Origin of the sequence: Thalassobius sp. MITS945101, assembly GCF_047123305.1 — a bacterium.
Lineage (GTDB): Bacteria > Pseudomonadota > Alphaproteobacteria > Rhodobacterales > Rhodobacteraceae > Thalassobius.
In genome coordinates this window covers 2,137,348-2,160,430 of record NZ_CP138918.1, presented here as the reverse complement: position 1 = coordinate 2,160,430, position 23,083 = coordinate 2,137,348, and the positions used below count along the sequence as shown (strand labels likewise).

Below are 23,083 nucleotides of genomic sequence, written 5' to 3'. Positions count from 1 at the left end.
ATCGAATCTGCCTCTTTTCTCAGCCCTTTAAGAGGTGTGCGAGGGGTGAAGGACAGAATGTCCAACAGCAGCGCAGCGGGCGGGTACAGAATGTCCGCCCTGCGGCAACTACGGTAGGCAAATGAAAACAGCCCCGAGGCTGGTTTTGCCAGCGGCTCGGGGCTGTGATTCGGGGCTGTAATTCAGGTTCGGCTTTGGACCGGTGGCGGCGAAAGACGCCGCTCAGCTCAGCCAGGTTTTGTAGTCACTGACCAGCAGATGGGTCGGGGCTTCGTCCTCTTCGATCTCCGCAAAACGTCCGATCGGGGCGCGGAAGATGTTATCGGTCTCATCATCATTGACGGTGGAGACCTCACCGATCAGCACATCGCCCCCTTCGCCCCAGAAGGCGTGCCAGTCACCGGGCATCAGGGTCAGGCTTTCGCCGGGGGCGAATTTCAGCTTTTCACCGGGGGCAAATTCACGTGGGATGCCGTCACACATCACCATACCACCGCGGTCTTCGGCAAAGTTGCCATCGTCATCCGAGCCATAAAGCTCGACCACCATTGTGGCACCACCACGGTTGATGATGTCTTCGGCCTTGATCACATGTGTGTGCATGGGCGACAGCTGATCCTGACGTGAAATCAACAGTTTCTCCGCGTAGCACATGCCGCCGCCACGTTGCAGATCGGCCAAACGGCCATTGCGCAGGGTGAAGAGGAACAGGCCCATTTCGTCGAACCGCCCGTCGCCATAATCGGTGATATCCCAGCCGCACCGGGCCTCGATCACGGCTTTGGCTTTACTGGCGTTGGCTTTGAATTCTTCCGGCGTCCAATAAGCAAAGGGCGGCAGGACAAAACCATAGGAGCGGATCATTTCATCCGCTTCGGCCATGATCTGGTTAATTCTGGAACGTTTCATCAGGTGCCTCCGGCAAGCGGCCCAAAGCTGGGCGGTCGTCAGTTACTGCCCCTGATAGCGCTATCAGAAAATCAGTCAAGCGTGACATCGTATGGCACCAATATTTCCGGATGTTTGGACAGGCCAAAGCAAAACGCCCCGCCGGTTGGGGCGGGGCGTTTTGTTGGTTTCAAGGCGGATCAGACCTGGGACGGCAGCCACAGAACGATCCACGGGAAGGCCACCAGCAGTGCAATGGTGATCGCATCCGCAATGAAGAAAGGCGTGACGCCTTTGAACACGTCCTGCACCGACAGGTCATCACGAACACCTGCCACCACAAAACAGTTGAGGCCAATGGGTGGGGTGATCAGGCAGAACTCGGCCATTTTCACCACAAGGATCCCAAACCAAATCGCACACATCGGACCGGACATGCCAAAGGTGCTGTCCGCAGCCGAGACAAACTCGCCCCCGTTGAGCGCCATCACAGCGGGGTAAACCACCGGCAAAGTCAGCAGCAACATCCCGATGGCGTCCATGAACATGCCAAGGATGGCATAGGCCAGAAGAATGCAGACAAGGATCAGCATTGGCGACATGGTGAGCGAGGTGATCCAGTCGGAAAACGCCCCTGGCAGATCGGCGAAGCCCAGGAAGCGTACGTAGATCAGCACACCCCAGATGATGGTGAAGATCATAACCGACAGCTTCGCCGTTTCCAGCAGCGCGTCCTTCAGTTGTGCCCAACGCATGCCCCGGAAAACCGCCATCACAAAGACCACAAAGGCCCCGATGGCCCCGCCCTCGGTCGGGGTGCCCCAAGCGTCACCGCCGAAGGGGTTGTAGACAAACAGGATGATTGTCGCGACCACAAACAGGATCGGCAGCGCAGGTGGCAGTGAGACAAAGCGCTCTTTCCAGGTGTAGCCCGTGACGGCGGGGCCGAAGCCTTTGATCGTCAGCGCCAGACCAATGATCAGCAGCCCGTAGATCAGCGCCGAAAACGCACCGGGGATGAAGCCTGCCAACAAGAGCTTGCCAACGTCCTGTTCGACGATGATGGCGTAGATCACCAAGATCGCAGACGGCGGGATCAGCGAGGCAAGCGTGCCACCTGCTGCGACCACCCCTGCGGCGAAACGTTTATCATAGCCGATCTTCAGCATTTCAGGGATGGCGATACGGGCGAACACGGCGGAAGTTGCCACCGAGGCGCCAGAGACCGCCGCAAAGCCCGCAGTGGCAAAAACGGTCGACACCGCCAGCCCCCCCGGCACCCAGGCCAGCCAGCGCTTGGCGGCCTCAAACAGCGCTTTGGTCAGACCGGCGTAATAGGCCAGGTAGCCGATCAGGATGAAGGTCGGGATCAGCGACAACGCCTGGCTCGACACTTTGGAATGCGGCACCTGCCCTGCGGTTTTCACCGCCACGGTCAGCGCCCAGCCGAAATCCTCGGGGTCATAGCCCTTCTTCGCCCAGAAAATCCAGATCAACCCGATCATGCCAGCCAGACCGGCGGCAAAGGCCACCCGCATCCCCAGCACAACGAGCACCAACAAACCGCCCGAGACGATCAGTCCAATATCAATCGGTTCCATCATCTCTCTCCTTACTCATCCGCGCCCGAGACATGCTCGGCTTCCATCGCGGCCTGGGTGGCGGCATCAGCGATCATCGGCACGGCCACAGGGGTTTGGTCATTGGTGACAAAGGCCCGCCCATAGGCCCAGAGCTGCAGCAGCAAGCGCAGGCACAGCACCGAGAAGGCCACCGGCGCCAGCAATTTCGCGGGCCACAGCGGCAGGGCAATGTCCATTGAGCTGTCACGGCTCCACATGGGTGCATTGAAATCAAAACTGCGGTCAAAGTGGGCCCAAGTGCCCCAGACCAGCAGCACCATCAGCAGAAGGATCGCTAAGGTCGTGACAATCTCGGCCGTATAAAGCGCCCGGCCCTTCAACGCGCCCACCAGAATGTCCATGCGGATGTGACCGCCATCCCGCTGAGTGAAGGAAATGCCCATGAAGGCAATCAGCGGCATCGCCTGCTCAATCCAGTCCACATAGCCCGGCAGCGGCATATTGAAGGCATTGCGCCCCGATACCGATCCCACCGCCAGAAGCATCAGCGAAAACACCGCCAAACCGCTCATCAGCGCCAGAACACCCTCCAGCCGGTATAAAGCCCGGTCCAGACGGGACACTGCGCTGTCATCAGACAACACCAAAGATGCGCCAGCCATTTGCGCCTCCTTCCCTCTCGATTGTCGTGAAAAAATGAAAAGGCCCCGCGCCCGCAGGTCCGAAGACCGGGGCGCGGGGCAAGTGCCTTATTTGGCTTCGGCAATCATGCCGGTGACCATGTCGTAGAGTTCCTGCGCGGGGATGCCGCGCTTACTGTTCTCTGCGATCCAGGCTTCGGCAGCGGGGGCTGCAGCCTGCTGTTTAAACAGGGCGATTTCGTCATCGCTGAAGGTGACTTCGGTGATGCCTTTGTCCGCAAGCGCCGGGCCCCAGGCGGCCATGGTCTTGTTGTTGTAGGTGTCCACGTAGTGATCCAGCGACTCATCGATCGAGCTCATCAGTGCATCACGGTGCGCGTCCGACAGACCGTCCAGCGCGTCGGTGTTCACCACAACCGGGCAGTTCACGGTGCCGGGGTTCAGGTTGGTGGTCCACCACTTGGCGTTTTCAATGGTGCCGTAGGACATGTGGGCATGGGGGGCAAAAGCCACCGCTTTGATCACACCGCTGTCCAACGCCTGGCGCACTTCGGTGGCCGACATCGAGGTCGGAACCGCCCCAACGGTTGCCATTGCTTTGCCAATACCGCCGGTTGCGCGCACGGTCATGCCGGGGAAATCATGCAGGGCTTCGGGCGCGTCACCCAGACCTACAAGGTTGTACTGCGGCAGCGGCGACGGCATCAGCAGGGTTGCGTTCCAGCGGGACAGATCATCCTTTACGGCCGGGTGGTTGTACACTGCCATCGACAGTTCGATTTCCTGCTCCAGCGAGCTGACGCCCAGGAACGGCAGTTCCAGAACGGTGATGGTCGGGTTCTTGTCGCGGTGGTAGCCGGCGCAGAACTGGGCCATTTCAAAGGCGCCGATGGAGATGCCATCGAGGTTCTCTTTGTTCTTCGACAGACCGCCGTAAGAGATGTTCAGGGTGAACTCGCCACCGGTTTTTTCGGATACCAGCTCGGCCAGTTTTTCCACGTGCTCGGTGAAGGCGCGGCGTTTGCCCCAGAGCGATACGTTCCATTCTTCGGCCATGGTTTCGGTGGCAAAGCCAACGGCCAGCGCGGCGACAGCCACGTGAGTCAGAGTCTTTTTCATCTTTGTGATCCTCCCAAGATCCAGACGTTTTGGATGGGGGGTATTGTGCGGCAGCGGTTTGACCCTGCCTATGAAGGAATCCGCGTGACAGATTTCATCAGCCCTGCGGAAATCCGCAACCCTCTGTGGCGGTGGCAGAACTGGCCCGAATTGGCACCGTCAGCCCTTCAAATGCAAACGCACCGACCTGTTTCAAAGCCGGTGCGCGGATTGTGTAATTCAGAACATAAAGCGAGGATCAGTTCCAAGCACCACTGGCATCGATCGGTACAAAACCTTCGGTGTCTACACGACCTTTACACTTGCCGGAATTGTAAATGCGGAAGCTGAAACGGTTGTTGCGGATATACCCGGGCGCCGCGCTATTGGTCATCCGGAAGGTGTAGGTGGTGAAGTTTTTGGTGACTCTGGCTTCGGTCGGGAACCAGTCGGTGTTCTTGCCGTTGTCCATCTTGATAGACAGCAGTTCACCGGACTTAGAGTTTTTGATCCCAAACCCAAGGCCAACCCAGCTTTGGGCGGCGTTTTTCGACGCCCCGCGCCATTTCTCAAATTCGCAGCTTTTGGTTTGGGCAAAACCCGCCGACGCACTGGCAAGGGTAATTGCCGCGATCAGGAAAATCTTCTTCATAGTTTTCTCAATTATAAATTGCATTCGTGCCAGAGATAGGCGGCCACCCATCCGAGTCCAAGACGGCAGTTTTGCCAATTTCACGATAGTCGCAAGCCCGTGTTCAATCAGCAACATTTTCGATTTCACCAAGGAGCGCGCTAAAGCAACGCGTCTTTGTCGAGGCCCAATTTTACAATCTTTTCGTTCAATGTACGCCGCCCGATCCCCAGGGCTTCGGCCACCGCATCCATCCGGCCCTGATGTGCTTTGACCGCTTTGCCGATCAGTTCCCGTTCAAACACCGCCACCGCTTCGCGCAGCGTATCGGGCACGTCCCCGGCGGCGAGGTCGGCGCGCAGCGCGTGGGCGACTGAGCCGCCGCCGCGCCGTGCCGACAGCACCCGCCGCTCGGCCACATTGCGCAGCTCGCGCACATTGCCGGGCCAGTCATGGGTCATCAGCGCGGTCAGATCTTCCTGTGTCATGGCGGGGGCCGTGATTTCGTAGATCCGCGCAAAATGGTCGAGAAAATGGGTGAACAGCATCACCAGATCGCCACGCCGCTGGCGCAGGGTGGGCAGATGCAACACAACTGTGTTGACCCGGAACGACAGATCCTGACGAAAGATTTTGGCCGCCACGGCCTCACCCATGTCTTCGTTTGTGGCCGAGATCACACGGAAAGAGACCGGTACCGGTACTGTGGTGCCCAAAGGGGTGATCTGCTTGTCCTCGATCACGCGCAGCAGCTTGGCCTGCACCTCCAGCGGGCAAGACAGAATTTCGTCCAGAAACAGCGTACCACCATCTGCCGCCAATAGTTTGCCTTCGTGACTGCCCTTTTCGCCAAACATCTCGGCCTCGAAACTGGCGGGGGACAGGGCGGCACAGTTGACCGCCAGAAACGGCCCGTCCGCCTGTGGTCCCAGATCGTGCAACGCGCGGGCGACCAGTTCTTTGCCGGTGCCGGTTTCGCCCTGCAGCAGGATCGCGGCCGGGCTTTCGGCCATGTCGAGGATGTCTTCGCGGAGCTCCGCAATCTGTGCATCACGCCCCAGCAGAACACGGTCCAAACCGGACAGCCGCGCAAGACGGGCCTTCAGGCGTTCTGTTGTGCGGCGCATCTGGTGCTGGTCGGCGGCGTGGTTCAGGATCGTCAGCAGGCGGCGCGGCTCATAGGGCTTTTCCACAAAGCTATAGGCCCCGGCCTGCATCGCACTGACGGCCATCGGGATATCGCCATGGGCCGAAATCAGCACCAGAGGTGGTGCGGTGGTTGGGTCCAGAGCGGCCAGCAGGTCCAGTCCCGACATGCCCGGCATCCGCACATCTGACAGGATCACATCGGGCTGGAAACTTTGCAGATGTTCGGCCACTTTTTCGGCACGGGGCAAGGCTTCGACCCGCCAGCCCGCAGCCTCCAGCAGGTCGATCAGCGACAGGCGCATTTCGCGGTCGTCGTCCACCACAAGAACCGAGGGGGTATGGGGCTCACTCATCGTTTGGCTCCTGTTGTGTGTCCGCAGATAGTGGGATTTCGACACGGAACAGCGCCCCACCTGCTGGCAGGTTCTGCGCCTCCAGCGTGCCTTCGTGTTCTGCAACAATACTGGCCGAGATCGCCAGACCCAGCCCCATGCCGCGGCCACTTTCGCGGGTGGTCACAAAGGGCTCCTGCAAGTCTTTTAGTGTCGCCGCGCCAAGCCCGTGCCCATTGTCGCGCACGGTCAGCCAACCGGTGCCAAGCTCTGCCCCTAACGCCACCGATATCTGCGGGCTGGCGGCCCCTTCCACCGCGTCTACCGCGTTGCGCAGCAGGTTGGTCAGCACCTGTTCAATCCGCAACTGGTTGGCGCGGATAAAGACAGGCGTCGAGGGTTGCTCTAAAGCCAGGGCAATCCCGTCCTGTTCCAGATTGGGGCGCAGCAATTCGACCGCCGCCGCCAAAGCGTTACGCAGATCCACCTCGGCAAAGGGTTGCGGGTCATGGCGGGCAAAGAACTTCAGTTGTCGCGTGATGCCTTCCATCCGGTCCACCAGCGACGCGATCCTTGGCAGGGCGCGGCCCTTGGCCTCGGCGCCTGCGGTGATTTCAGCCGCAGCAAGATGGTTGCGCATGGCGGCTATGGGCTGACCCAATTCGTGAGTGACCGAGGCCGCCAATTGCCCCAGCGCCGCCAGACGCGAAGCGCGGCCCAGTTCATCCTGCGTGCGCTTCAAGCGACGTTCGGCAGTGCGACGTTCCTCAATTTCGATGGCAAGCCGTTCATTGGCCACCCGCAGCTGCGCCTCTTCGTCTTTGGATCGTTTCAGCGCGGCACCTATACGTTGCGCCCGCCGTTGTTGCGTGAGTACCAGCAGCAGCGTCGCCAGCAGCATCATGGCACCCGTCAGCAGCAGGGCACGGAACTGGGCGCGTTCCTCGCTGGCGAAATAATGCAGCACCCAACCCTGTGGCAGATCGCTGGCGGTCAGGTGCAGACGCTCGTCCCGTCCGATCCGTGCGCGTTGGTCATCCAGCACCTGCCAGTCCAGTTCAGGCAGGCTCTGATCGGCAAACTGCCGCGAGGAGGCGATGCGATTAGCCTGTTCCGACCTCAGAGGGGCCAGCACCCGGTAGCGCCATGTCTGGTCGGAGGCCAACAGCACCACACCGTCTGCGTTCACCAGCATCACCTGTTCGCCGGCATCGCGCCAGCGCGCCTCCAGCTTGCTGACATCCAGTTTGACGGCGATCACCCCAATCAGGTTGTCCCGCCGGTCCGTCACCGGATCGGCAATAAAATACCCCGGCAGGCCAGTGGTTGAACCGATGCCATAAAACCGCCCCTGCGCCCCTTCGAGGGCGGTGTTGAAATAGGGGCGGAAGGCGTAGTTCTGGCCAATGAAGCTGTTGGCTTGGTCGGCGTTGGAGGTGGCAATTGTTTCGCCATCCGGGCGCATCAGGTAGATCGCATCCAGCCCCGCCGCATCCGCGAAGGTTTTAAGACGCAGGTTCAAAGCCGCCGCAGCGCTGCCTTGGGACCGTTTGGCGCGGGCCACCTCAATCACAAAGGGATCACGGGCCAGCACATAGGTCAGGTGGGAAAACCGCTCGATCTCGGCCGTTACGGTGGAGCGATAGAGCGAGAGCCGCCCCTCTGCGCGGCGCTGTTCTTCGCCGCGGAAATAGCTCATCGCACCGGCATAGCTGACCACGGCCAGCGCCAGAATGATGCAAAGCGAAAGGATGAGGCGCACAGGTTTCACAAGCGTTTTGATTGGCGATCCTTGGTGAAATTGCAAGGGTTTGGCTGGCAAATGGCCGCCCTTTCCCACCGAATGCGCCAAGAAAGTGATCCAAACAGCGGGCGGTGACGTATGCGGAAGGTCAAGAAGGATTGCCCCCATGAGTGTACGCCTCCGTCCTCAAGACCGCAGGTCACGGTCTCCCCTCATCACCTACTGCGGTCGGCAGCTGGGGGCTTTGCTTCTGGCTCTGACTGCTTCCGTTGCGACCGCTGAGCCTGTCCCTCAGGACATTGCAAGCTCCCTGCAATCAGCCTCGCAGCGGGGCAGCGCTCAGGTGCGCTGGTTGGGTATTCCGATTTATTCGGCCCGCCTGTTCACCCCTGACGCGCGGGCCTTTGACTGGGCCAAACCCTTTGCTTTGGAACTGACTTATGATCGTGGGTTCAGCAAAGACCGGCTGGTTTATGCCACCGGCAAAGAGCTGGTGCGGATGGAGGGCGATCAGACCGATCATCCCGCCATTCTGACGAAACTGCAGAAGTGTTACCGCGATGTGTCTAGCAGCGACCGCTTTGTGGCTTTGGGGGCGAAACAGGACGAGGTGCAGTTCAGCCTTAACGGCACCCGCACCTGCCGGCTGCAACATCCCGACATTCGCAAGCGGCTGCTGTCGATCTGGGTCTCTGAAAACTCCCGCGACCCGAAACTGTCGCGGCGCCTGAAGGGGCAATGACTGCCCGCATGACCCTTTATCCGCGTGTCGCCCTGTTTGCCGCCGTTCTGGCCAGCGCGGGGATCCCCCTCTACATCCATCTGCCCAGTTTTGCCTCAGCCGAGTTGGGGCTGAGCCTGGCCACCGTTGGCTTTGTCCTGATTGCCATTCGGATTGTTGATCTGGTGCAGGACCCCGCTTTGGGGTGGCTGGTGGATCGGTTTGCCCAGCGACGCTTGTTGCTGTCGCGGATTGGCCTGTTGGGGCTTGCTCTGGGATTTATGATGCTTTTTGCCATCCCTTTGCCCGCCGGCATGATCGGCCCGCAGGCCTGGCTGGTTCTGTCGCTAGTCGTAGTTTTCACCAACTACAGTCTGCTACACATCCTGTTTTACGGCCAAGGTGTCTTGCTGGCCGAGGGGCGTGAAGCCAAGGCACATTTACGGTTGGCGGGATGGCGGGAAACCGGCCTGTTGGTCGGGGTGGTGCTTGCAGCCGCTGCGCCAGAGGTTCTGAAATCCCTTGGCAGCGCTGCGGCTTACCGCGACTTTGGCCTGATGTTGGTTGTGTTGATCGCGCTGGCAGGCTGGCTAAGCGCGCCGCTTTGGTCCGAGGCGAAGACAAGCCAACGCCCGCCCGCCATCGCCGCCCGCCGGTTGCTGTCCCCTGCCCCGATGTGGCTGTTGCTGATCGGGCTGGTCAATGCGCTGCCTGTCGCGCTGTCCTCGACCCTGTTTATCTTTTTTGTGGAAGACCGGTTGCAGCTGCCTGCCCTCACCGGCCTGTTCCTGATCCTGTTCTTCTTGGCCGCCGGATGTGCCGCACCGCTCTGGTCGGCGCTGGCCAAACGGTTTGGTCCGCGGCTGGTGTTGATACCGGCGATGACATTGGCAATCTTCAGTTTCACCTGGGCCGCCCTGTTGCCTGCGGGATCAGTCTGGGGGTTTGCGATTGTCTGCCTGGCCTCCGGCGCGGCGCTGGCGGCGGATATGGTGATCCTGCCCGCGATGTTTGCGGCGTCTTTGGCGCGGTATGATTTGCCCGAGGGGCTGGGATTTGGGCTTTGGTCCTTTGCCGCGAAACTGGCGCTGGCAGTGGCGGCGGCGGTGGCTCTACCGGGGCTGCAGGCGGCGGGCTACGATCCGGGCGGCGACAACAGCGGCACAGCGCTTCAGGCGCTTGGGTTTGCCTATGCAGTGGTCCCAAGCCTGTTGAAGCTGGTGGCGATTTTCCTCTTGGCCCTGACCCCACGCCAGATGCTGCACGCCGCGGCCTGACGGCGCTGCATTGCGCGGTCAGCGCCGCCGCATCAGCAGCGGCAGGCACAGCATCAGCAAACCAATCCGCACCAGATGGTGCAGCGCCACAAAGGCCGGATCAATACCCAGCGCTAGCCCTATGGCTGCCATTGCCTCGACCCCGCCGGGCGCATAGGCGATCCACAGCTGGTCCGCGGGAATATCGGTCCACAACCCGACAAGTACCGCAAACCCGCCGGAGACCAGCGCCGCTGTGGAGACCATGATCACCGTCAAACCCGCTTGCGCCCACACCTGACGCAATGTGATCCCTGTAAAGCGGCTGCCGATGACCGATCCGATCAGGGCGTAGCCCAAGAAAAGCGTCCAATAGGCCGGTTGGCCCGAAACCACCCCCGACAATTGGCCCATCGCGCCGGCGATCATCCCGCCCAGCAGGAAAGCGGCGGGAAAGCCGAAACGTTTGAGCGGCAAGGACACAAGCCAGCCAAGAGCGGCGATGCCCAAAAGCGCTTGCACTGGCAGGTCTGGCAGCGCCGGTTGTATACGGCTGCCCCCGCCGACCCAGACCACGGCCAATGGCAAAATGGCTGTGAGCAACAACAGACGCAAAGATTGGATCACGGTAATCGCCGTCACGTCGCCTTTGCGCTCAGACGCCATCGCCATGACCAGCGACAAGGTGCCGGGGGCTGAGGCCAGCAGCGACGTGTCGCGATCTAACCCGCCAAACCGGCGCAACAAAAGCGCCGAAAGCCACAGCGTTGTCAGGATCGACAGGCACAGCATCACAAGGCTGACACCCCAATCTGCGGCTTCGGATACAACATCAGGCCGCACCCCCGATCCCAAGGACAAGCCGACGGCAAGAAACCCCAGATCCCTTAGCCGGTGATCCACGCGAAGGCGGATCCCACCCCAAGCCGCGACGGAACTGGCCACCGCCGCCCCGATCAATGGCGCGGCGGGCAGGGCAAGGGCTTCGGCCCCAAAGGCGCCGAAAAAGCCGAGGACCAGTGTCACAGCGCTGCGCTGCCAATGATTGGGGGGCATAGGGGAGGGCTGCATCGCGGATCCTTTCACGATCCTTGATAGCCTCAGCCGCGCTGAATTTCCAACCGGGCCCGCAATCCACGTTGACCGGCCTCAAAACTCAAAACGCCGCCATGCTGCTCTGCCACAGTGGCCACAATGGTCAGGCCCAGACCAAAGCCATCCACCGACTGCGCATTGGGGCCGCGCTGGAACGGGGCCAGCATGCCCTCGATGTCCGCAACGGAAAACTCTGAGCCCTCGTCCTCAACCGTGATGATGGCGCGGTCGGCAAAGGCTTCTAGCTCGACAGTGGCGCGGCGGCCGTATTTCAAAGCGTTGTCAATCAGGTTCGACAGGGCACGTTGCAGCGACACCGGCCGCGCCATCGCCAGCACCCGCCGTTCCTCTGGCCCCAAGGTCTGCCCCGAGCGGGACATGAAAACGGAACGCCCGCCCTCGATAACTTCTGGCGCACGACGGGTGAAGCTGACTGGATCGCCGCAGTCCTGATAATCTTCGACCAATGCCTCGATCAGGGCGGTCAGGGAAATCTGGCGCGGCGCTTCGGTGTTTAATTCGTTGCGGGTGTAGGTCAGCACGCTTTCGATCATGCCAGTCATCCGGTCGATGTCGCCTTCCAGCTTTTCCCTCAGTTCCACATCGGGGATCAGCGCAGTGCGCAGGCGCAATCGGGTGGCCGGGGTGCCGAGGTCATGGCTGACACCGGAAAGCACCACCGCGCGTTTGCTCAACTGGGCGCGCTCGGCCTCCAGATAGGCGTTCACGGCCTCCACGATCTCGCGCAGTTCGCCCGGTCCTTCGGCGCGATAGCTTTCCGGCCCGCCCAAGCGACGCCGCCCGCGCAGCGCATGGGCGAAACGGTCAAAGGTGGCCGAGGTTTCCGCCACCTGACTCAGCAAAATGCCAATCGCAAGGATTGCCAGAAACACTGCTGGAAGGCGCCAGTCATCCGGTTCCGCTTCACAGCCCCAAAGCGCCCGTCCGTCGACCCGCACCCAAGCGCCGTCATCCATCCGCGCCAGCAGGATCGGGTCGCTGCAATAGGTCGCCAGCAATTGCGTCACCGCGCCCAGTTTTTCCGGCACCGACCGGTTCTGGCCCTGCGGCAGGGTCGAAACGTGATAGCGCAGGGTTGAAGAAATCACCGCAATATTCAAAAGCGAACCGGCAATCACCTCGCCCCGTCCGGCGTGGATTGAGACATTGGTGATAAACGCAGGTTTGCCCGGCGTCTGGAGCCGCGCAAAGGCGCCTTTGTTGGCCAGAAGGGTTTCGCCCTGCGACAATGGGCTGAGCCGGATACCGGCCGGTGGTTCGCTGTCGCCGGTCAAAGCATCATAAAGCGCCACGCCCCCCGCATAGGCCTGCATCCGGTGCAACTGCCACGCGGCATTGGACCCAACCCAGAGCCAGGCCGCCACCAGCCCGGCCAGAAAGGCCGAAAGGGTCCACAAGGTTCCCAGCGAACGCAGACGGAAAGAGGGGCGCATCAGCTTTCCTCAACCTCGACGTCAACGGCGAACACATAGCCGACGCCGCGTTCCGTGCGCAGCATCAGCGGATCTTTTGGGTTCTTTTCGATCTTGGAGCGGAACCGCCCGACCAACACGTCAATGGCCCGCCCTGCGGTGTCATTGGCACTGCCATCGCCGGTCACATCCATGGCATTGGCAATTTCTTCGCGCGTCAGCGGGATATGGGGATTGGCCAGCAAAACCTTCAACAGACTGGTTTCACGCCGCGACAGCGTCACCTGAAACCCCTCTGGAGAGAGCACTTCGTCCAGCTTGGCATCATAGGACCAGCCACCGAAGCGGAAGGTGCCGATCTTGCGGCGATAGGACAGCGAGGCGGAACGTTGCGTGCGTTGCAGAACCGCCCGCACCCGGGCCAGCAGCAACTGCGGGTTAAACGGCTTGGCGATATAGTCATCGGCGCCGACCTCATAGCCAGCCATCCGCTGATGATCTGCAGACAGGGCTGACACCAGAATGATCGGCACATCCTGATCGCGGCGCAGGCGGGCGCAGATCTCGACCCCGTTTTCGTCGCCCAGCATCACATCCAGCAGGATCATGTCGATCCGACCGGCCTCCAGCTGGGTCAGGATTTCAGCCTCACTTTCCGCCGGCAATGCAATAAAGCCGTTCTGTCGCAGGAATTGCGTCATCATGCTGCGCGTCTCTGCGTCGTCATCAACCACCAACAGCCGTGGAATCGCCATCGCCACCTCCCGATATTCTGACCTCAGACTCGCCCATCACTCCCCCGTGGTGGGTCTGCCTCTTGCCCGGTTTGTAACACCGTGCAACAAATTCAAGGCCTAGGTAACATCATGTAACAGAACACCTGATTTTGTGACATGAGAAAGGGAAAACCCGCATCTGGCGGATTGTTACACCCCCTCTTGCTTGGCAGGACTAGGGCAGCGCTGCTCGACGGGCAGCCGAAACTGGGAGGTTATCTTATGAAGAAATCTGTATTCGCCACCGCAGCGGTGGCGTCGCTTGTTGCATCCAACATGGCGTTTGCCGAACCGCAGGCTGAAGTTCTGCACTGGTGGACTTCGGGCGGTGAAGCGAAATCTGTGGCCGTGCTGCAGAAAGAATTTTCCGACAATGGCGGCACCTGGACCGACATGCCGGTTGCCGGTGGTGGCGGTGACGCCGCAATGACCGCGCTGCGGGCGCGGGTTCTGTCGGGCAACGCCCCGACCGCCGTTCAGCTGAAAGGCCCGGCCATTCAGGAATGGTACGAAGAAGGTGTGCTGGCGGACATCTCGGCTGTGGCCGAAGCCGAAGGCTGGGACAACGTTTTGCCCGCTTCGATCGCGGGTCACATGAAGTGTGAAGGCAGCTGGTGCGCCGCACCGGTGAACGTACACCGTGTGGACTGGATCTGGGCCAACGCCGACGTGCTGGAAGCCAACGGCATCGCCATGCCCTCGACCTGGGCGGAATTCAACGCCGCCGCTGACAAGCTGCAGGCCGCTGGCATCATCCCGCTGGCCCACGGTGGTCAGGCCTGGCAGGACGCAACCGTATTCGAAGCGGTGGCTCTGGGCATCGGTGGTCCCGAGTTCTTCCAGAAAGCCTTTGTGGATCTGGACATGGACACGCTGAAATCTGACACCATGGTTCAGGTTTTTGACCAGATGCGCACCCTGCGCGGCTATGTCGACGGCAACTTTGCCGGTCGCGACTGGAACCTGGCCACGGCAATGGTCATGAACGGCGAAGCCGCTTTCCAGATCATGGGTGACTGGGCCAAAGGTGAATTCCTCGCCGCTGGCAAAGCGCCGGGCGAAGACTTCCTCTGCTCCTCGACCCCGGGCAACGGCTACCTCTATGTGGTTGACAGCTTTGCCATGTTCGACGTGGACGGCGACGACAAGAAAGCCGGTCAGAACCTGCTGGCCGAGCTGATCATGGGCCCGAACTTCCAGGAAGTGTTCAACCTGAACAAAGGCTCGATCCCGGCCCGGACCGACGTGGGTCTCGACGCCTTTGAAAGCTGCGCCCACACCTCGGCCAGCGACATGTCGGCCAGCTCCTCGGAAGGTTCGCTGCTGCCGAGCTATGCCCACGGCATGGCCCTGCGTGGTGCCCAGGCGGGTGCGATCACCGATGTTGTGACCGCGCATTTCAACTCGGACATGTCTTCGGCAGACGCGGTTGAGATGCTGGCCAACTCGGTCGCCAACTCGCTGTAATCTCCCCTGGCCCGCCCCGCTCCCTCCTCCCTTGAGGCGCGGGGCGGGCCACCGCAAATGAAAGGTCGCTGCCATGACCGAATGGCTTGAACGCCACGTGCCCAAGATGGTGCTTGCACCCTCTTTCGTGGCCATCCTCATCTTCGTTTACGGCTTTATCTTCTGGACCGGCTGGGTCTCTTTCACCCGCTCGCGCCTGCTGCCGAAATACGAAATCAAAGGTGTCATCCAATACGAACGCCTGTTCGCCTCGCCCCGCTGGGACACGGCGATGGACAACCTGTTCATCTTCGGCGGTCTGTTTATCGGCATCTCGATGGTGCTGGGTCTGCTGTTGGCGATCCTGCTGGACCAGAAAATCCGGGCCGAGGGCGCGTTGCGCACCATCTACCTCTACCCGATGGCGCTGTCGATGATCGTGACCGGGACCGCCTGGAAATGGATCATGAACCCCGGTCTGGGGATCGAAGCAACCGTCCGCGGCTGGGGCTTTGAAAGCTTTGCCTTCGACTGGGTGGTGAACCCCGATCGCGCGATCTACGCCGTGGTCATCGCCGCTGTCTGGCAGGCCTCTGGCTTCGTGATGGCGCTGTTTCTGGCCGGTCTGCGCGGTGTGGATGAAGAGATCATCAAAGCCGCCCAAGTGGACGGCATCCCGACCTGGCGCATCTATTCCGCCATTATCATTCCTTCGATGGCCCCGATTTTCCTCTCGGCCTTCATCGTGCTGGCCCACCTCGCCATCAAGAGCTTTGACCTGGTCATCGCGCTGACCGGCGGCGGCCCCGGCTATTCGACCGACCTGCCCGCAACCTACATGTATGCCATGGCGTTTTCGCGCGGTGACATTGGTCAGGCGGCAAGCTCGGCCATGGTGATGATGGGTGTCGTTTTTGCCATTGTGGTGCCTTACCTCTACTCTGAACTGAGGGCGAAACATGACTGATTTCACCCATACTCCCGCCGCAACCAATACGGCCGCGATCCAAGCAGCGCCACGCCGCAACTGGTCGCAACTGGCCTTGCGTTGGCTATTGTTTGCTCTGCTTGGTGCCTTTGCGCTGTTCTATCTGATGCCGCTGTTTGTGATGGTGACAACCTCACTGAAAAGCCTTGATGAGATCCGCACCGGTAGCCTGATCGCTCTGCCCCGAGACGTCACCTTTGACGCCTGGAAAACCGCCTGGTCCTCGACCTGTACCGGTGTGCAATGTGAAGGTCTGCGGCCTTACTTCTGGAACTCGGTTCTGATGACCGTGCCGGCGGTGATGATTGCCACCATGCTGGGCGCCATGAACGGCTATGTGATTGCCCAGTGGCGTTTCAAAGGTGCAAACCTGATCTTCTCGCTGATGCTGTTTGGCTGTTTCATCCCGTTTCAGGTGGTGCTGCTGCCGATGGCGCGGATGCTGGGCCTGATGGGGCTGGCAGGGTCGATCCCCGGTCTGATCCTGGTGCATGTGATCTACGGCATCGGCTTCACCACGCTGTTCTTCCGCAACTACTATGTCACCATTCCGGCCGAGCTGACCAAAGCGGCCAAGGTGGATGGCGCGGGGTTCTTCCGGATTTTCTGGTCGATCTTCCTGCCACTGTCGCTGCCCATCGTGGTGGTCACCGTGATTTGGCAGTTCACCAACATCTGGAACGACTTCCTGTTCGGGGTCAGCTTCAGCCAATCGGGCACCCAACCGGTGACCGTGGCGCTCAACAACATCGTCAACTCCACCACGGGTGTGAAGGAATATAACGTCGACATGGCCGCCGCCATCATCGCCGCCCTTCCCACGCTGTTCGTCTATGTGGTGGCTGGCAAATACTTCATCCGCGGGCTGACCGCTGGCTCGGTAAAAGGATAAGGCAAATGGCTCCTATTCTGGATATTAAAAACCTCTACAAAAACTACGGCTCGCTGGAGATCCTCAAGGATATCAATGTGGCGATTGAGCCGGGCGACTTTCTGGTGCTGGTGGGGCCTTCGGGCTGTGGTAAATCCACGCTGCTGAACTGCATTGCAGGTCTGGAGCCGATCACCGGCGGCACGCTCAGCATCGGCGGCAAGGACATGACCCATGTCAGCCCCAAGGATCGCGACATCGCAATGGTGTTCCAGTCCTATGCGCTCTACCCGACCATGTCGGTGGCCAAAAACATCACCTTCGGCATGAAAGTGCGGGGCGTGGATGCGGCCACACAGGCGGCCAAACTGCAGGAAGTGGCCAGTCAGCTGCAAATCGAGCCACTGCTGAACCGCCGCCCTGGGCAACTGTCCGGTGGTCAACGGCAGCGGGTGGCGATGGGCCGGGCGCTGGTGCGCGACCCCAAGCTGTTCCTGTTTGATGAACCGCTGTCGAACCTCGACGCCAAACTGCGGGTCGAGATGCGGTCTGAAATCAAAAAGCTGCACCAGAACCTCGGCGCGACAATGGTCTATGTGACCCACGACCAGATCGAGGCGATGACGCTGGCGACCAAAATTGTGGTTCTGAAGGGTGGCGTGGTGCAGCAGATCGGCACCCCGGCAGAGATCTACAACAACCCGGCCAACCTGTTTGTGGCGGATTTCATGGGCTCGCCCGCGATGAACCTGATCCCCGCCAAGGCCAAGCGCAATGGCTCGGGGTTGCAATTGGAGATCACCCGCGGCGACGGCGCTCCGATTGTGCTGAAAGACAGCCACACCGGCGATCTGCCAGAAGATGTCATTCTGGGCCTGCGCCCCGAAGACATCGCCGAGGCGGGGTTCCGCGCCGGTCAGGATGTGCAGGAGGCGCAGTGCCTGATCGACATGGTCGAGCCGGCGGGCGCCGACACCTATGTGGTGGCGGAACTTGGCGGCAAACAGGTCACCGCCCGCCTGCATGCCGAAACCAAGGCACAGCCCGGCGCGATGTTGGATCTGGCCTTTGATCTGGGCAAGGTCAGCTACTTTGCCCCCGGCACCGGCGAACGGCTGAACTAAGAAAACCACTCACGTGAACAACTAAGCGCCCCGCCCTTTTGGTCGGGGCGTTTTTATTGATAGCGCGTCCCTTTTGCCTGCCGGTCAGCTTCCCAGTCGCGGATCAGGTTGGACCGACGGCCCGGGTAGGTCTCAGCCAAGACCTCCAGCCCGCGCACCCGATCGGTGCGAAAATGCCGGAATCCCGCGCGGGTTTCACACCAACCGACGATGTAGCGGGTGTTGTCCAGATAAGCAATCATCAGCGGCCAGATCACCCGCTGGCTGGCCTGCCCGCTGCGATCCTCATAGGCCAGTTCCAGCCGTTTCCGTTCACGAATGGCGCGGCGCAACTCGGCGCCGTTGTATTGATCCGCCTCAAACCGTCCAACCGGCACCGGAACCGAGCCCGCATCCAGCACAATCGGGCGCAGCTCATCCGGGATGACTTCCGCCAGTTTGCTCACCAGATCCCGCGCCGCCCGCGCCAAGGAGGGATCCGATTGCGCCGCCACCCAAGCAGCGCCCAGAGCCGCCGCTTCCAATTCATCCGCCGTCAGCATCAAAGGCGGCATGTCGTAGCCCTGTTCCAGCACGTAGCCGGTGCCCGCCTCGCCTGTGATTGGCACCCGTTGCGCCATCAACTCGGCCATGTCGCGGTAAAGCGTGCGCAGCGACACCTCTAGTTCGTCCGCCAATGCCCGCCCGGTCACCGGATGGCGACTGGCACGCAGAATTTGAATGATCTGGAACAGCCTTTCGGTGCGACGCATGTTTTACTCCACTGCTGACACGCTGCTGCCATAACGGTGTCAGCAGGGCAAGTTTAGGACAGGGCAACTGCAACACAAGAAGACGCGCCGCCAAGAGATAAATGGCGCAGAAAGAGACCTCCGATGATCCATCACCACCGCTCCCTCATTCTTGACGCTCCCCCCGCTGCCGTATGGACCGTGCTGGGCCGTTTCATGCAAATCGACGAAATCGCACCTGAAATCACCCGCGTTGAGGCGCTGACCGAAGGCGCGCCGGGGATTGGCGCCAAACGCCGATGCCACTTCAAAAACGGCAGCAATCTGGTGGAGGAAGTCACCGAATGGAAACCAGGCCACAGCTACCGTGTGAAGCTGATGGAGGTGGGCCCGATGCCGTTGAAGGAAGCTTATGCAGAGCTGCGTGTGGAAGCCACCGCAGGGGGAAAGGCCAAGGTTGTCTGGGGCATGGACTACCGGCTGAAATGGGGGCTGGTTGGCTGGCTGATGGGCCAGACCATGATGAAAATAATGATGGGCAGGATCCTGGACGGCAACCTGCAGGGCCTGGCAAAGCGGGTGACGGCCGAGCAAACGGCCTAACCCGCGTACTGTCTACAATAAACCCACCCCGCGCCATCGCGGGGTGGGTTTGCTGTTTAGCCGTCGAAAAAGGCAGGATGATAGGCCACCTGCCCTTCTGCTGTGGGGCCAGACAAGGTGAGCTGCATGAAATAAGCCGCAGGCACGCCGTCAAAACGCAGCATGGGATCAGCTCGAAAACCGAAGCGATGGTAATAGGCGGGATCGCCCAACACCACGCAGCCCCCCGCCCCGATCTGGCGCAGCTGATCCAGCCCCGCCGTGATCAGCAACTTGCCAATGCCCTGCCCTTGCCGGTCAGGGGCAACGGAAACCGGCCCCAACCCGTACCATGTGCCTGCCACATCGCCCACCGAAACGGGGGAGAAGGCGACAAGCCCCACCACTCCGCCCTCTTCGGCCACCAGCGACAGGGTCAGCGCCCCTGCCGCTCTTAACCCGTCAACAATGGCCCCTTCGCGTCCATCGCTTTGGACGACGTCGGCGAAGGCAGCGTCTGTTACCTGACGAATAGCCGCCACATCCGTGGCCTGTTCCTTTCGGATCAACATGTTGGCCTCCTCAGGTCCGGTTGTTCAGTTGTGGCCGCACCATACGGCGCCCGATGGCGGAAATGCGATATGGCATCGAGCGCCGCGACGCGATCAGCCGTTTGCGTTTGAGTTTGGCAACCACGTCCAAGGTGCAATCGCTTAGCACCATGCCGTCATGGGTGAAACAATGCACGCGGGTCAATTTGCCGTTGGTGCCACGTTCAAAGCGGATCATGCCGCCCTGTGCCAGCACGTGCAACACGCGCTGTTCCTGTTTTGAGATGTTCATTTTGTGCCTGTCTGTGAAACACGAAAAACCGCCGTGGCCCGGCGAAACGCCAAGGCCCGGTTTGCGTGGATCCCCTCATGCAGCCCGTGAGGCTGTCAGAAGCGATCAGTGTTTCAGAGCAAGCTCCAACATCAACAATTCCATCTCAGAGTGAGAACATGTGCAGCCCAGATAGGTTTCCTTGCACGGGCGGTCAACGGTCAGCGCGAAAGGCCTTTCGGGGTGATGCATAACTGCCGCGTGGCGCTGGATCAGGAAAATCTACTCACGCTCCTTCACGAGAAGTTTATGGAAATCCAAAACCGCCGCGGCTTAGCGCCAGCGCCTGCAGGATCAAGCCGCAAACCCAACAAAACCCGCTCATCCAATTCAACTGCCCTTTCGTAGACCCGTCAGATGCTCCCAAGGCATTGAGTTTTTGATAATCCAACTTGGAGACCGACCAAATGATCCGCGCAGCCACAATCGCAATCGCATCCCTTCTTGCCACCCCGGCCGCCATGGCCGGCGACATGTCCAAAGACATCGTCGATACCGCCGTTGGGGCGGGCAGCTTCAACACACTGGTCGCCGCCGTTCAGGCCGCTGGTCTGGTGGAAACCCTGAAAGGCGACGGCCCCTTCACGGTATTTGCCCCGACTGACGCGGCCTTTGCTGCCTTGCCCGAAGGCACCGTTGAAACCTTGCTGAAGCCTGAAAACAAGGATCAGCTGATTGCGATCCTCACCTACCACGTGGTGCCGGGCAAAGTGATGTCGACCGATCTGAAAGACGACATGATGGCCACCACGGTTCAGGGCGGTGACATCATGATCGACCTCGACAACGGCGTGATGATCAATGACGCCAGCGTTGCCACCGCAGATATTGCGGCCTCCAACGGGGTGATCCATGTGATCGACAAAGTGATCCTGCCGGGCAGCTAAGCGCCGCCACTCACGTCAAAGGCCCGCTCATCGAAGCGGGCCTTTTTGGCACGGTCAGAGCGTGACCCAGCGCCCGTCCTGACCGCTGCTTTCGATGCAGGCTGCGATGAAGCGCATGCCTTGCAGTCCTTCCTCGATCCCCGGCGTATGCGCGTCGCTGTCGGATCCTCGGATCATCGCGGCTGCCTCGGCATAAAGCGTGGCAAAGCCTTCCAGATAGCCTTCGGGATGGCCCGGTGGCACCCGGATGTTACGATTTCCAGCGGCGTTTGAGCCTGCGCCAGCACGGGTCAGGATCTGAGTTGGGGCGCCAAAACGGGTGAAGCTCATCTGATTGGGATTTTGTTGGGCCCACTCCAGACTACCTTTGCTGCCGTAGATCCGCAGGCGCAGCGCGTTTTCATTGCCAACCGCCACCTGCGACGCCCAGAGCATCCCCTTGGCCCCTCCGCCATAGCGCAGCATTACGTGGGCGTTGTCATCGACACGCCGGCCTTCAACAAAGCTGGACAGATCCGCCGACAACGCCTGTGGCACCTGCCCCGCAACATAGCCTGCAAGGTTGAACGCATGGGTGCCAATGTCGCCAATCGCCCCCCCCGCGCCGGAGCGTTCGGGGTCCACCCGCCAGTCAGCCTGCTTGTTGCTGACCTCCTCGGCCAGCCAGTCCTGCGCATATTCCACCTGAACCAACCGTAACTCACCCAAGTCGCCTTCTGCCACCATCTGGCGGGCCTGCCGGATCAGCGGGTAGCCGGTGTAGTTATGGGTCAGGATAAACCGTGCTTTGCTGGCTTTGACCGCCTGCAAAATGGCCTCGGCCTGTTCTGCGGTGGCTGCCAGAGGCTTGTCGCAGATAACGTGGATCCCGGCATTGAGGAAGGCAATGGCAGGGCCTGCGTGCATGTGGTTCGGGGTGACAATGGCAACCGCGTCAATGCCGTCTTTCCGTGTCGCCTCAAGTCGCGCCATGTCTTCAAAATCAGTGTAGGCGCGGTCCGCAGCGATGCCCAATTCGGCGGCCGAAGCCTTGGCCCGCGCCGCATCGGAGCTGAGCGCCCCCGCCACCAGATCCCATTGTCCGTCGATCCGCGCGGCGATACGGTGGACGCCCCCAATAAAGGCCCCCTGACCGCCACCAACCATGCCCAGTCTGAGCCGCGTCATGCCGAAATCCCCAACATCTGCCGGATCTGTCCCAGATCGGTTTCCGCCCCGGCAAAATCGTCGAACGCCTTGTCCGTCACCTCGATAATGTGGTCGCGGATGAACGGTGCGCCTTCGGCGGCGCCTTGTTCAGGGGATTTCAGACAGCATTCCCATTCCAGAACAGCCCAGCTGTCATAGCCATATTGCGCCAGTTTCGAGAAGATGCCTTTGAAATCAACCTGACCGTCGCCAAGGCTGCGGAACCGACCCGCGCGATTGACCCAGGACTGATAGCCCGAATACACCCCCTGACGGCCATCCGGATTAAACTCGGCGTCTTTGACGTGATAAGCGCAGATGCGCTCGTGATAGATGTCGACGAAGGCCAGATAGTCCATCTGCTGCAACAGGAAATGCGACGGATCATAGTTGATCTGGCACCGCCCGTGTCCGCCCAGCGCCTCAAGGAACATTTCAAACGTGGCCCCGTCGAATACGTCTTCACCGGGATGGATTTCATAGCCGACATCCACACCATGCTCTTCGTAGACGTCCAGAATGGGTTTCCAGCGGCGGGCAAGCTCGGCAAAAGCTTCCTCGATCAGACCTGCCGGCCGTTGCGGCCAGGGGTAAAGATAGGGAAAGGCCAGCGAGCCGGTAAAACTGACCGAGGCCTCCAGCCCCAAACGGCGGCTGGCAACCGCGGCCTTTTTCATCTGATCCACCGCCCAGGCCTGTCGCCCGGCCGGATTGCCGTGCAGATGGGCCGGTGCGAAAGCATCAAAGGCCGTGTCATAGGCGGGGTTCACCGCAACCAGCTGGCCTTGCAGATGGGTGGACAGCTCGGTGATCTCAACCCCGGCATCGGCGCAGATACCTTTGACCTCATCGCAATAGGTGTCGCTCTCTGCCGCTTTCTCGAGGTCAAAAAGACGTGCATCAAACGTGGGGATCTGCACCCCTTTGTAGCCGAGGCCAGCCGCCCATTTGGTGATGTTTTCCAGTGAATTGAACGGGGCCTCATCCCCCGCAAACTGCGCCAGAAACAGCGCTGGCCCTTTGATTAAACCTGCCAT

23 protein-coding genes are annotated in these 23,083 nt (G+C 60.7%); 8 read left to right on the top strand and 15 right to left on the bottom strand.

The window, feature by feature from the left end; genetic code table 11:
- Window positions 1-222: 222 nt before the first annotated feature.
- From SIC14_RS10870 to SIC14_RS10840, 7 genes are all read right to left on the bottom strand, one after another.
- On the bottom strand, window positions 223-909 hold the full coding sequence (locus tag SIC14_RS10870) for a D-lyxose/D-mannose family sugar isomerase (protein WP_412561955.1): 687 nt from the start codon (window positions 907-909) through the stop codon (window positions 223-225).
- A 179-nt stretch (window positions 910-1,088) separates the two neighbouring features.
- Window positions 1,089-2,489, bottom strand: coding sequence for a TRAP transporter large permease (locus SIC14_RS10865; RefSeq protein ID WP_412561954.1), 1,401 nt, complete (start codon window positions 2,487-2,489; stop codon window positions 1,089-1,091).
- Between the two features lie 11 nt (window positions 2,490-2,500).
- On the bottom strand, window positions 2,501-3,133 hold the full coding sequence (locus SIC14_RS10860; RefSeq protein WP_412561953.1) for a TRAP transporter small permease subunit: 633 nt from the start codon (window positions 3,131-3,133) through the stop codon (window positions 2,501-2,503).
- Between the two features lie 87 nt (window positions 3,134-3,220).
- Window positions 3,221-4,231 (bottom strand): TRAP transporter substrate-binding protein DctP, encoded by a 1,011-nt coding sequence (dctP, locus tag SIC14_RS10855; protein WP_412561952.1) that lies wholly within the window; start codon window positions 4,229-4,231, stop codon window positions 3,221-3,223.
- 238 nt (window positions 4,232-4,469) lie between these two features.
- Window positions 4,470-4,979, bottom strand: a complete 510-nt coding sequence (locus SIC14_RS10850) for a hypothetical protein (protein ID WP_412561951.1) — start codon at window positions 4,977-4,979, stop codon at window positions 4,470-4,472.
- Between the two features lie 23 nt (window positions 4,980-5,002).
- Window positions 5,003-6,343: a sigma-54-dependent transcriptional regulator gene (locus SIC14_RS10845; protein ID WP_412561950.1), complete on the bottom strand. Its 1,341-nt coding sequence runs from the start codon at window positions 6,341-6,343 to the stop codon at window positions 5,003-5,005.
- Window positions 6,336-8,084 carry a sensor histidine kinase gene (locus SIC14_RS10840; RefSeq protein WP_412561949.1) on the bottom strand — a complete coding sequence of 583 codons (1,749 nt, stop codon included), beginning with the start codon at window positions 8,082-8,084 and terminating at the stop codon, window positions 6,336-6,338. Before SIC14_RS10840 ends, SIC14_RS10845 begins: the two co-directional genes overlap by 8 nt.
- 334 nt (window positions 8,085-8,418) lie before the next feature.
- Between SIC14_RS10840 and SIC14_RS10835 the strand changes: the two genes are divergently transcribed.
- Both SIC14_RS10835 and SIC14_RS10830 read left to right on the top strand, forming a co-directional pair.
- A complete protein-coding gene (locus SIC14_RS10835; RefSeq protein ID WP_412561948.1) occupies window positions 8,419-8,808 on the top strand; it encodes a hypothetical protein in 390 nt (129 codons plus the stop codon).
- Between the two features lie 8 nt (window positions 8,809-8,816).
- Window positions 8,817-10,064, top strand: coding sequence for an MFS transporter (locus tag SIC14_RS10830; protein ID WP_412561947.1), 1,248 nt, complete (start codon window positions 8,817-8,819; stop codon window positions 10,062-10,064).
- A gap of 18 nt (window positions 10,065-10,082) precedes the next feature.
- Here the strand turns inward: SIC14_RS10830 and SIC14_RS10825 are convergent, their stop codons facing one another.
- Genes SIC14_RS10825 through SIC14_RS10815 form a run of 3 tightly spaced genes read right to left on the bottom strand, consistent with a single transcriptional unit; the run spans window position 10,083 to window position 13,326 of the window.
- On the bottom strand, window positions 10,083-11,114 hold the full coding sequence (locus SIC14_RS10825) for an AbrB family transcriptional regulator (protein WP_412561946.1): 1,032 nt from the start codon (window positions 11,112-11,114) through the stop codon (window positions 10,083-10,085).
- Window positions 11,115-11,143: 29 nt separating this feature from the next.
- The gene (locus tag SIC14_RS10820; RefSeq protein WP_412561945.1) at window positions 11,144-12,592 is read right to left on the bottom strand and encodes a sensor histidine kinase; all 1,449 of its coding nucleotides are present in this window, start codon (window positions 12,590-12,592) and stop codon (window positions 11,144-11,146) included.
- Window positions 12,592-13,326 (bottom strand): response regulator transcription factor, encoded by a 735-nt coding sequence (locus SIC14_RS10815; RefSeq protein ID WP_412561944.1) that lies wholly within the window; start codon window positions 13,324-13,326, stop codon window positions 12,592-12,594. Before SIC14_RS10815 ends, SIC14_RS10820 begins: the two co-directional genes overlap by 1 nt.
- 243 nt (window positions 13,327-13,569) lie before the next feature.
- Between SIC14_RS10815 and SIC14_RS10810 the strand changes: the two genes are divergently transcribed.
- From SIC14_RS10810 to SIC14_RS10795, 4 genes are all read left to right on the top strand, one after another.
- Complete coding sequence (locus SIC14_RS10810; RefSeq protein WP_412561943.1) at window positions 13,570-14,814, top strand: ABC transporter substrate-binding protein; 1,245 nt, start codon at window positions 13,570-13,572, stop codon at window positions 14,812-14,814.
- A gap of 73 nt (window positions 14,815-14,887) precedes the next feature.
- Entirely contained in the window at window positions 14,888-15,760 is an 873-nt protein-coding gene (locus tag SIC14_RS10805; RefSeq protein ID WP_412561942.1) for a carbohydrate ABC transporter permease, read from the top strand.
- Entirely contained in the window at window positions 15,753-16,673 is a 921-nt protein-coding gene (locus tag SIC14_RS10800) for a carbohydrate ABC transporter permease (RefSeq protein WP_412561941.1), read from the top strand. Before SIC14_RS10805 ends, SIC14_RS10800 begins: the two co-directional genes overlap by 8 nt.
- A 5-nt stretch (window positions 16,674-16,678) precedes the next feature.
- The gene (locus tag SIC14_RS10795; RefSeq protein ID WP_412561940.1) at window positions 16,679-17,776 is read left to right on the top strand and encodes an ABC transporter ATP-binding protein; all 1,098 of its coding nucleotides are present in this window, start codon (window positions 16,679-16,681) and stop codon (window positions 17,774-17,776) included.
- Between the two features lie 53 nt (window positions 17,777-17,829).
- Here SIC14_RS10795 and SIC14_RS10790 read toward each other — a convergent pair whose 3' ends face one another.
- Entirely contained in the window at window positions 17,830-18,528 is a 699-nt protein-coding gene (locus SIC14_RS10790) for a helix-turn-helix transcriptional regulator (RefSeq protein ID WP_412561939.1), read from the bottom strand.
- Window positions 18,529-18,651: 123 nt separating this feature from the next.
- Between SIC14_RS10790 and SIC14_RS10785 the strand changes: the two genes are divergently transcribed.
- Complete coding sequence (locus tag SIC14_RS10785; RefSeq protein ID WP_412561938.1) at window positions 18,652-19,110, top strand: SRPBCC family protein; 459 nt, start codon at window positions 18,652-18,654, stop codon at window positions 19,108-19,110.
- 56 nt (window positions 19,111-19,166) lie between these two features.
- Here SIC14_RS10785 and SIC14_RS10780 read toward each other — a convergent pair whose 3' ends face one another.
- A complete protein-coding gene (locus tag SIC14_RS10780) occupies window positions 19,167-19,661 on the bottom strand; it encodes a GNAT family N-acetyltransferase (protein WP_412561937.1) in 495 nt (164 codons plus the stop codon).
- A 10-nt stretch (window positions 19,662-19,671) separates the two neighbouring features.
- The gene (locus SIC14_RS10775; protein ID WP_412561936.1) at window positions 19,672-19,932 is read right to left on the bottom strand and encodes a YjhX family toxin; all 261 of its coding nucleotides are present in this window, start codon (window positions 19,930-19,932) and stop codon (window positions 19,672-19,674) included.
- Window positions 19,933-20,378: 446 nt separating this feature from the next.
- Here SIC14_RS10775 and SIC14_RS10770 point away from each other — a divergent pair, with 446 nt between their 5' ends.
- Entirely contained in the window at window positions 20,379-20,858 is a 480-nt protein-coding gene (locus SIC14_RS10770) for a fasciclin domain-containing protein (protein WP_412561935.1), read from the top strand.
- Window positions 20,859-20,912: 54 nt separating this feature from the next.
- On the opposite strand, the gene SIC14_RS10765 is transcribed toward SIC14_RS10770, so the two are convergent.
- A complete protein-coding gene (locus SIC14_RS10765) occupies window positions 20,913-22,025 on the bottom strand; it encodes a Gfo/Idh/MocA family protein (protein ID WP_412561934.1) in 1,113 nt (370 codons plus the stop codon).
- Window positions 22,022-23,083, bottom strand: a complete 1,062-nt coding sequence (locus tag SIC14_RS10760; RefSeq protein ID WP_412561933.1) for a sugar phosphate isomerase/epimerase family protein — start codon at window positions 23,081-23,083, stop codon at window positions 22,022-22,024. Before SIC14_RS10760 ends, SIC14_RS10765 begins: the two co-directional genes overlap by 4 nt.

Bases quoted from the DNA above. Each gene is read 5' to 3' on its own strand.
- SIC14_RS10845 (WP_412561950.1), bottom strand. From the start codon at position 6,343: ATGAGTGAGCCCCATACCCCCTCGGTTCTTGTGGTGGACGACGACCGC.
- SIC14_RS10865 (WP_412561954.1), bottom strand. From the start codon at position 2,489: ATGGAACCGATTGATATTGGACTGATCGTCTCGGGCGGTTTGTTGGTG.
- SIC14_RS10785 (WP_412561938.1), top strand. From the start codon at position 18,652: ATGATCCATCACCACCGCTCCCTCATTCTTGACGCTCCCCCCGCTGCC.
- SIC14_RS10870 (WP_412561955.1), bottom strand. From the start codon at position 909: ATGAAACGTTCCAGAATTAACCAGATCATGGCCGAAGCGGATGAAATG.
- SIC14_RS10765 (WP_412561934.1), bottom strand. From the start codon at position 22,025: ATGACGCGGCTCAGACTGGGCATGGTTGGTGGCGGTCAGGGGGCCTTT.
- SIC14_RS10830 (WP_412561947.1), top strand. From the start codon at position 8,817: ATGACCCTTTATCCGCGTGTCGCCCTGTTTGCCGCCGTTCTGGCCAGC.
- SIC14_RS10780 (WP_412561937.1), bottom strand. From the start codon at position 19,661: ATGTTGATCCGAAAGGAACAGGCCACGGATGTGGCGGCTATTCGTCAG.
- SIC14_RS10795 (WP_412561940.1), top strand. From the start codon at position 16,679: ATGGCTCCTATTCTGGATATTAAAAACCTCTACAAAAACTACGGCTCG.
- SIC14_RS10790 (WP_412561939.1), bottom strand. From the start codon at position 18,528: ATGCGTCGCACCGAAAGGCTGTTCCAGATCATTCAAATTCTGCGTGCC.
- SIC14_RS10810 (WP_412561943.1), top strand. From the start codon at position 13,570: ATGAAGAAATCTGTATTCGCCACCGCAGCGGTGGCGTCGCTTGTTGCA.
- SIC14_RS10850 (WP_412561951.1), bottom strand. From the start codon at position 4,979: ATGTTGCTGATTGAACACGGGCTTGCGACTATCGTGAAATTGGCAAAA.
- dctP (WP_412561952.1), bottom strand. From the start codon at position 4,231: ATGAAAAAGACTCTGACTCACGTGGCTGTCGCCGCGCTGGCCGTTGGC.
- SIC14_RS10760 (WP_412561933.1), bottom strand. From the start codon at position 23,083: ATGGCAGGTTTAATCAAAGGGCCAGCGCTGTTTCTGGCGCAGTTTGCG.
- SIC14_RS10860 (WP_412561953.1), bottom strand. From the start codon at position 3,133: ATGGCTGGCGCATCTTTGGTGTTGTCTGATGACAGCGCAGTGTCCCGT.
- SIC14_RS10815 (WP_412561944.1), bottom strand. From the start codon at position 13,326: ATGGCGATTCCACGGCTGTTGGTGGTTGATGACGACGCAGAGACGCGC.
- SIC14_RS10820 (WP_412561945.1), bottom strand. From the start codon at position 12,592: ATGCGCCCCTCTTTCCGTCTGCGTTCGCTGGGAACCTTGTGGACCCTT.
- SIC14_RS10770 (WP_412561935.1), top strand. From the start codon at position 20,379: ATGATCCGCGCAGCCACAATCGCAATCGCATCCCTTCTTGCCACCCCG.
- SIC14_RS10775 (WP_412561936.1), bottom strand. From the start codon at position 19,932: ATGAACATCTCAAAACAGGAACAGCGCGTGTTGCACGTGCTGGCACAG.
- SIC14_RS10825 (WP_412561946.1), bottom strand. From the start codon at position 11,114: ATGCAGCCCTCCCCTATGCCCCCCAATCATTGGCAGCGCAGCGCTGTG.
- SIC14_RS10805 (WP_412561942.1), top strand. From the start codon at position 14,888: ATGACCGAATGGCTTGAACGCCACGTGCCCAAGATGGTGCTTGCACCC.
- SIC14_RS10800 (WP_412561941.1), top strand. From the start codon at position 15,753: ATGACTGATTTCACCCATACTCCCGCCGCAACCAATACGGCCGCGATC.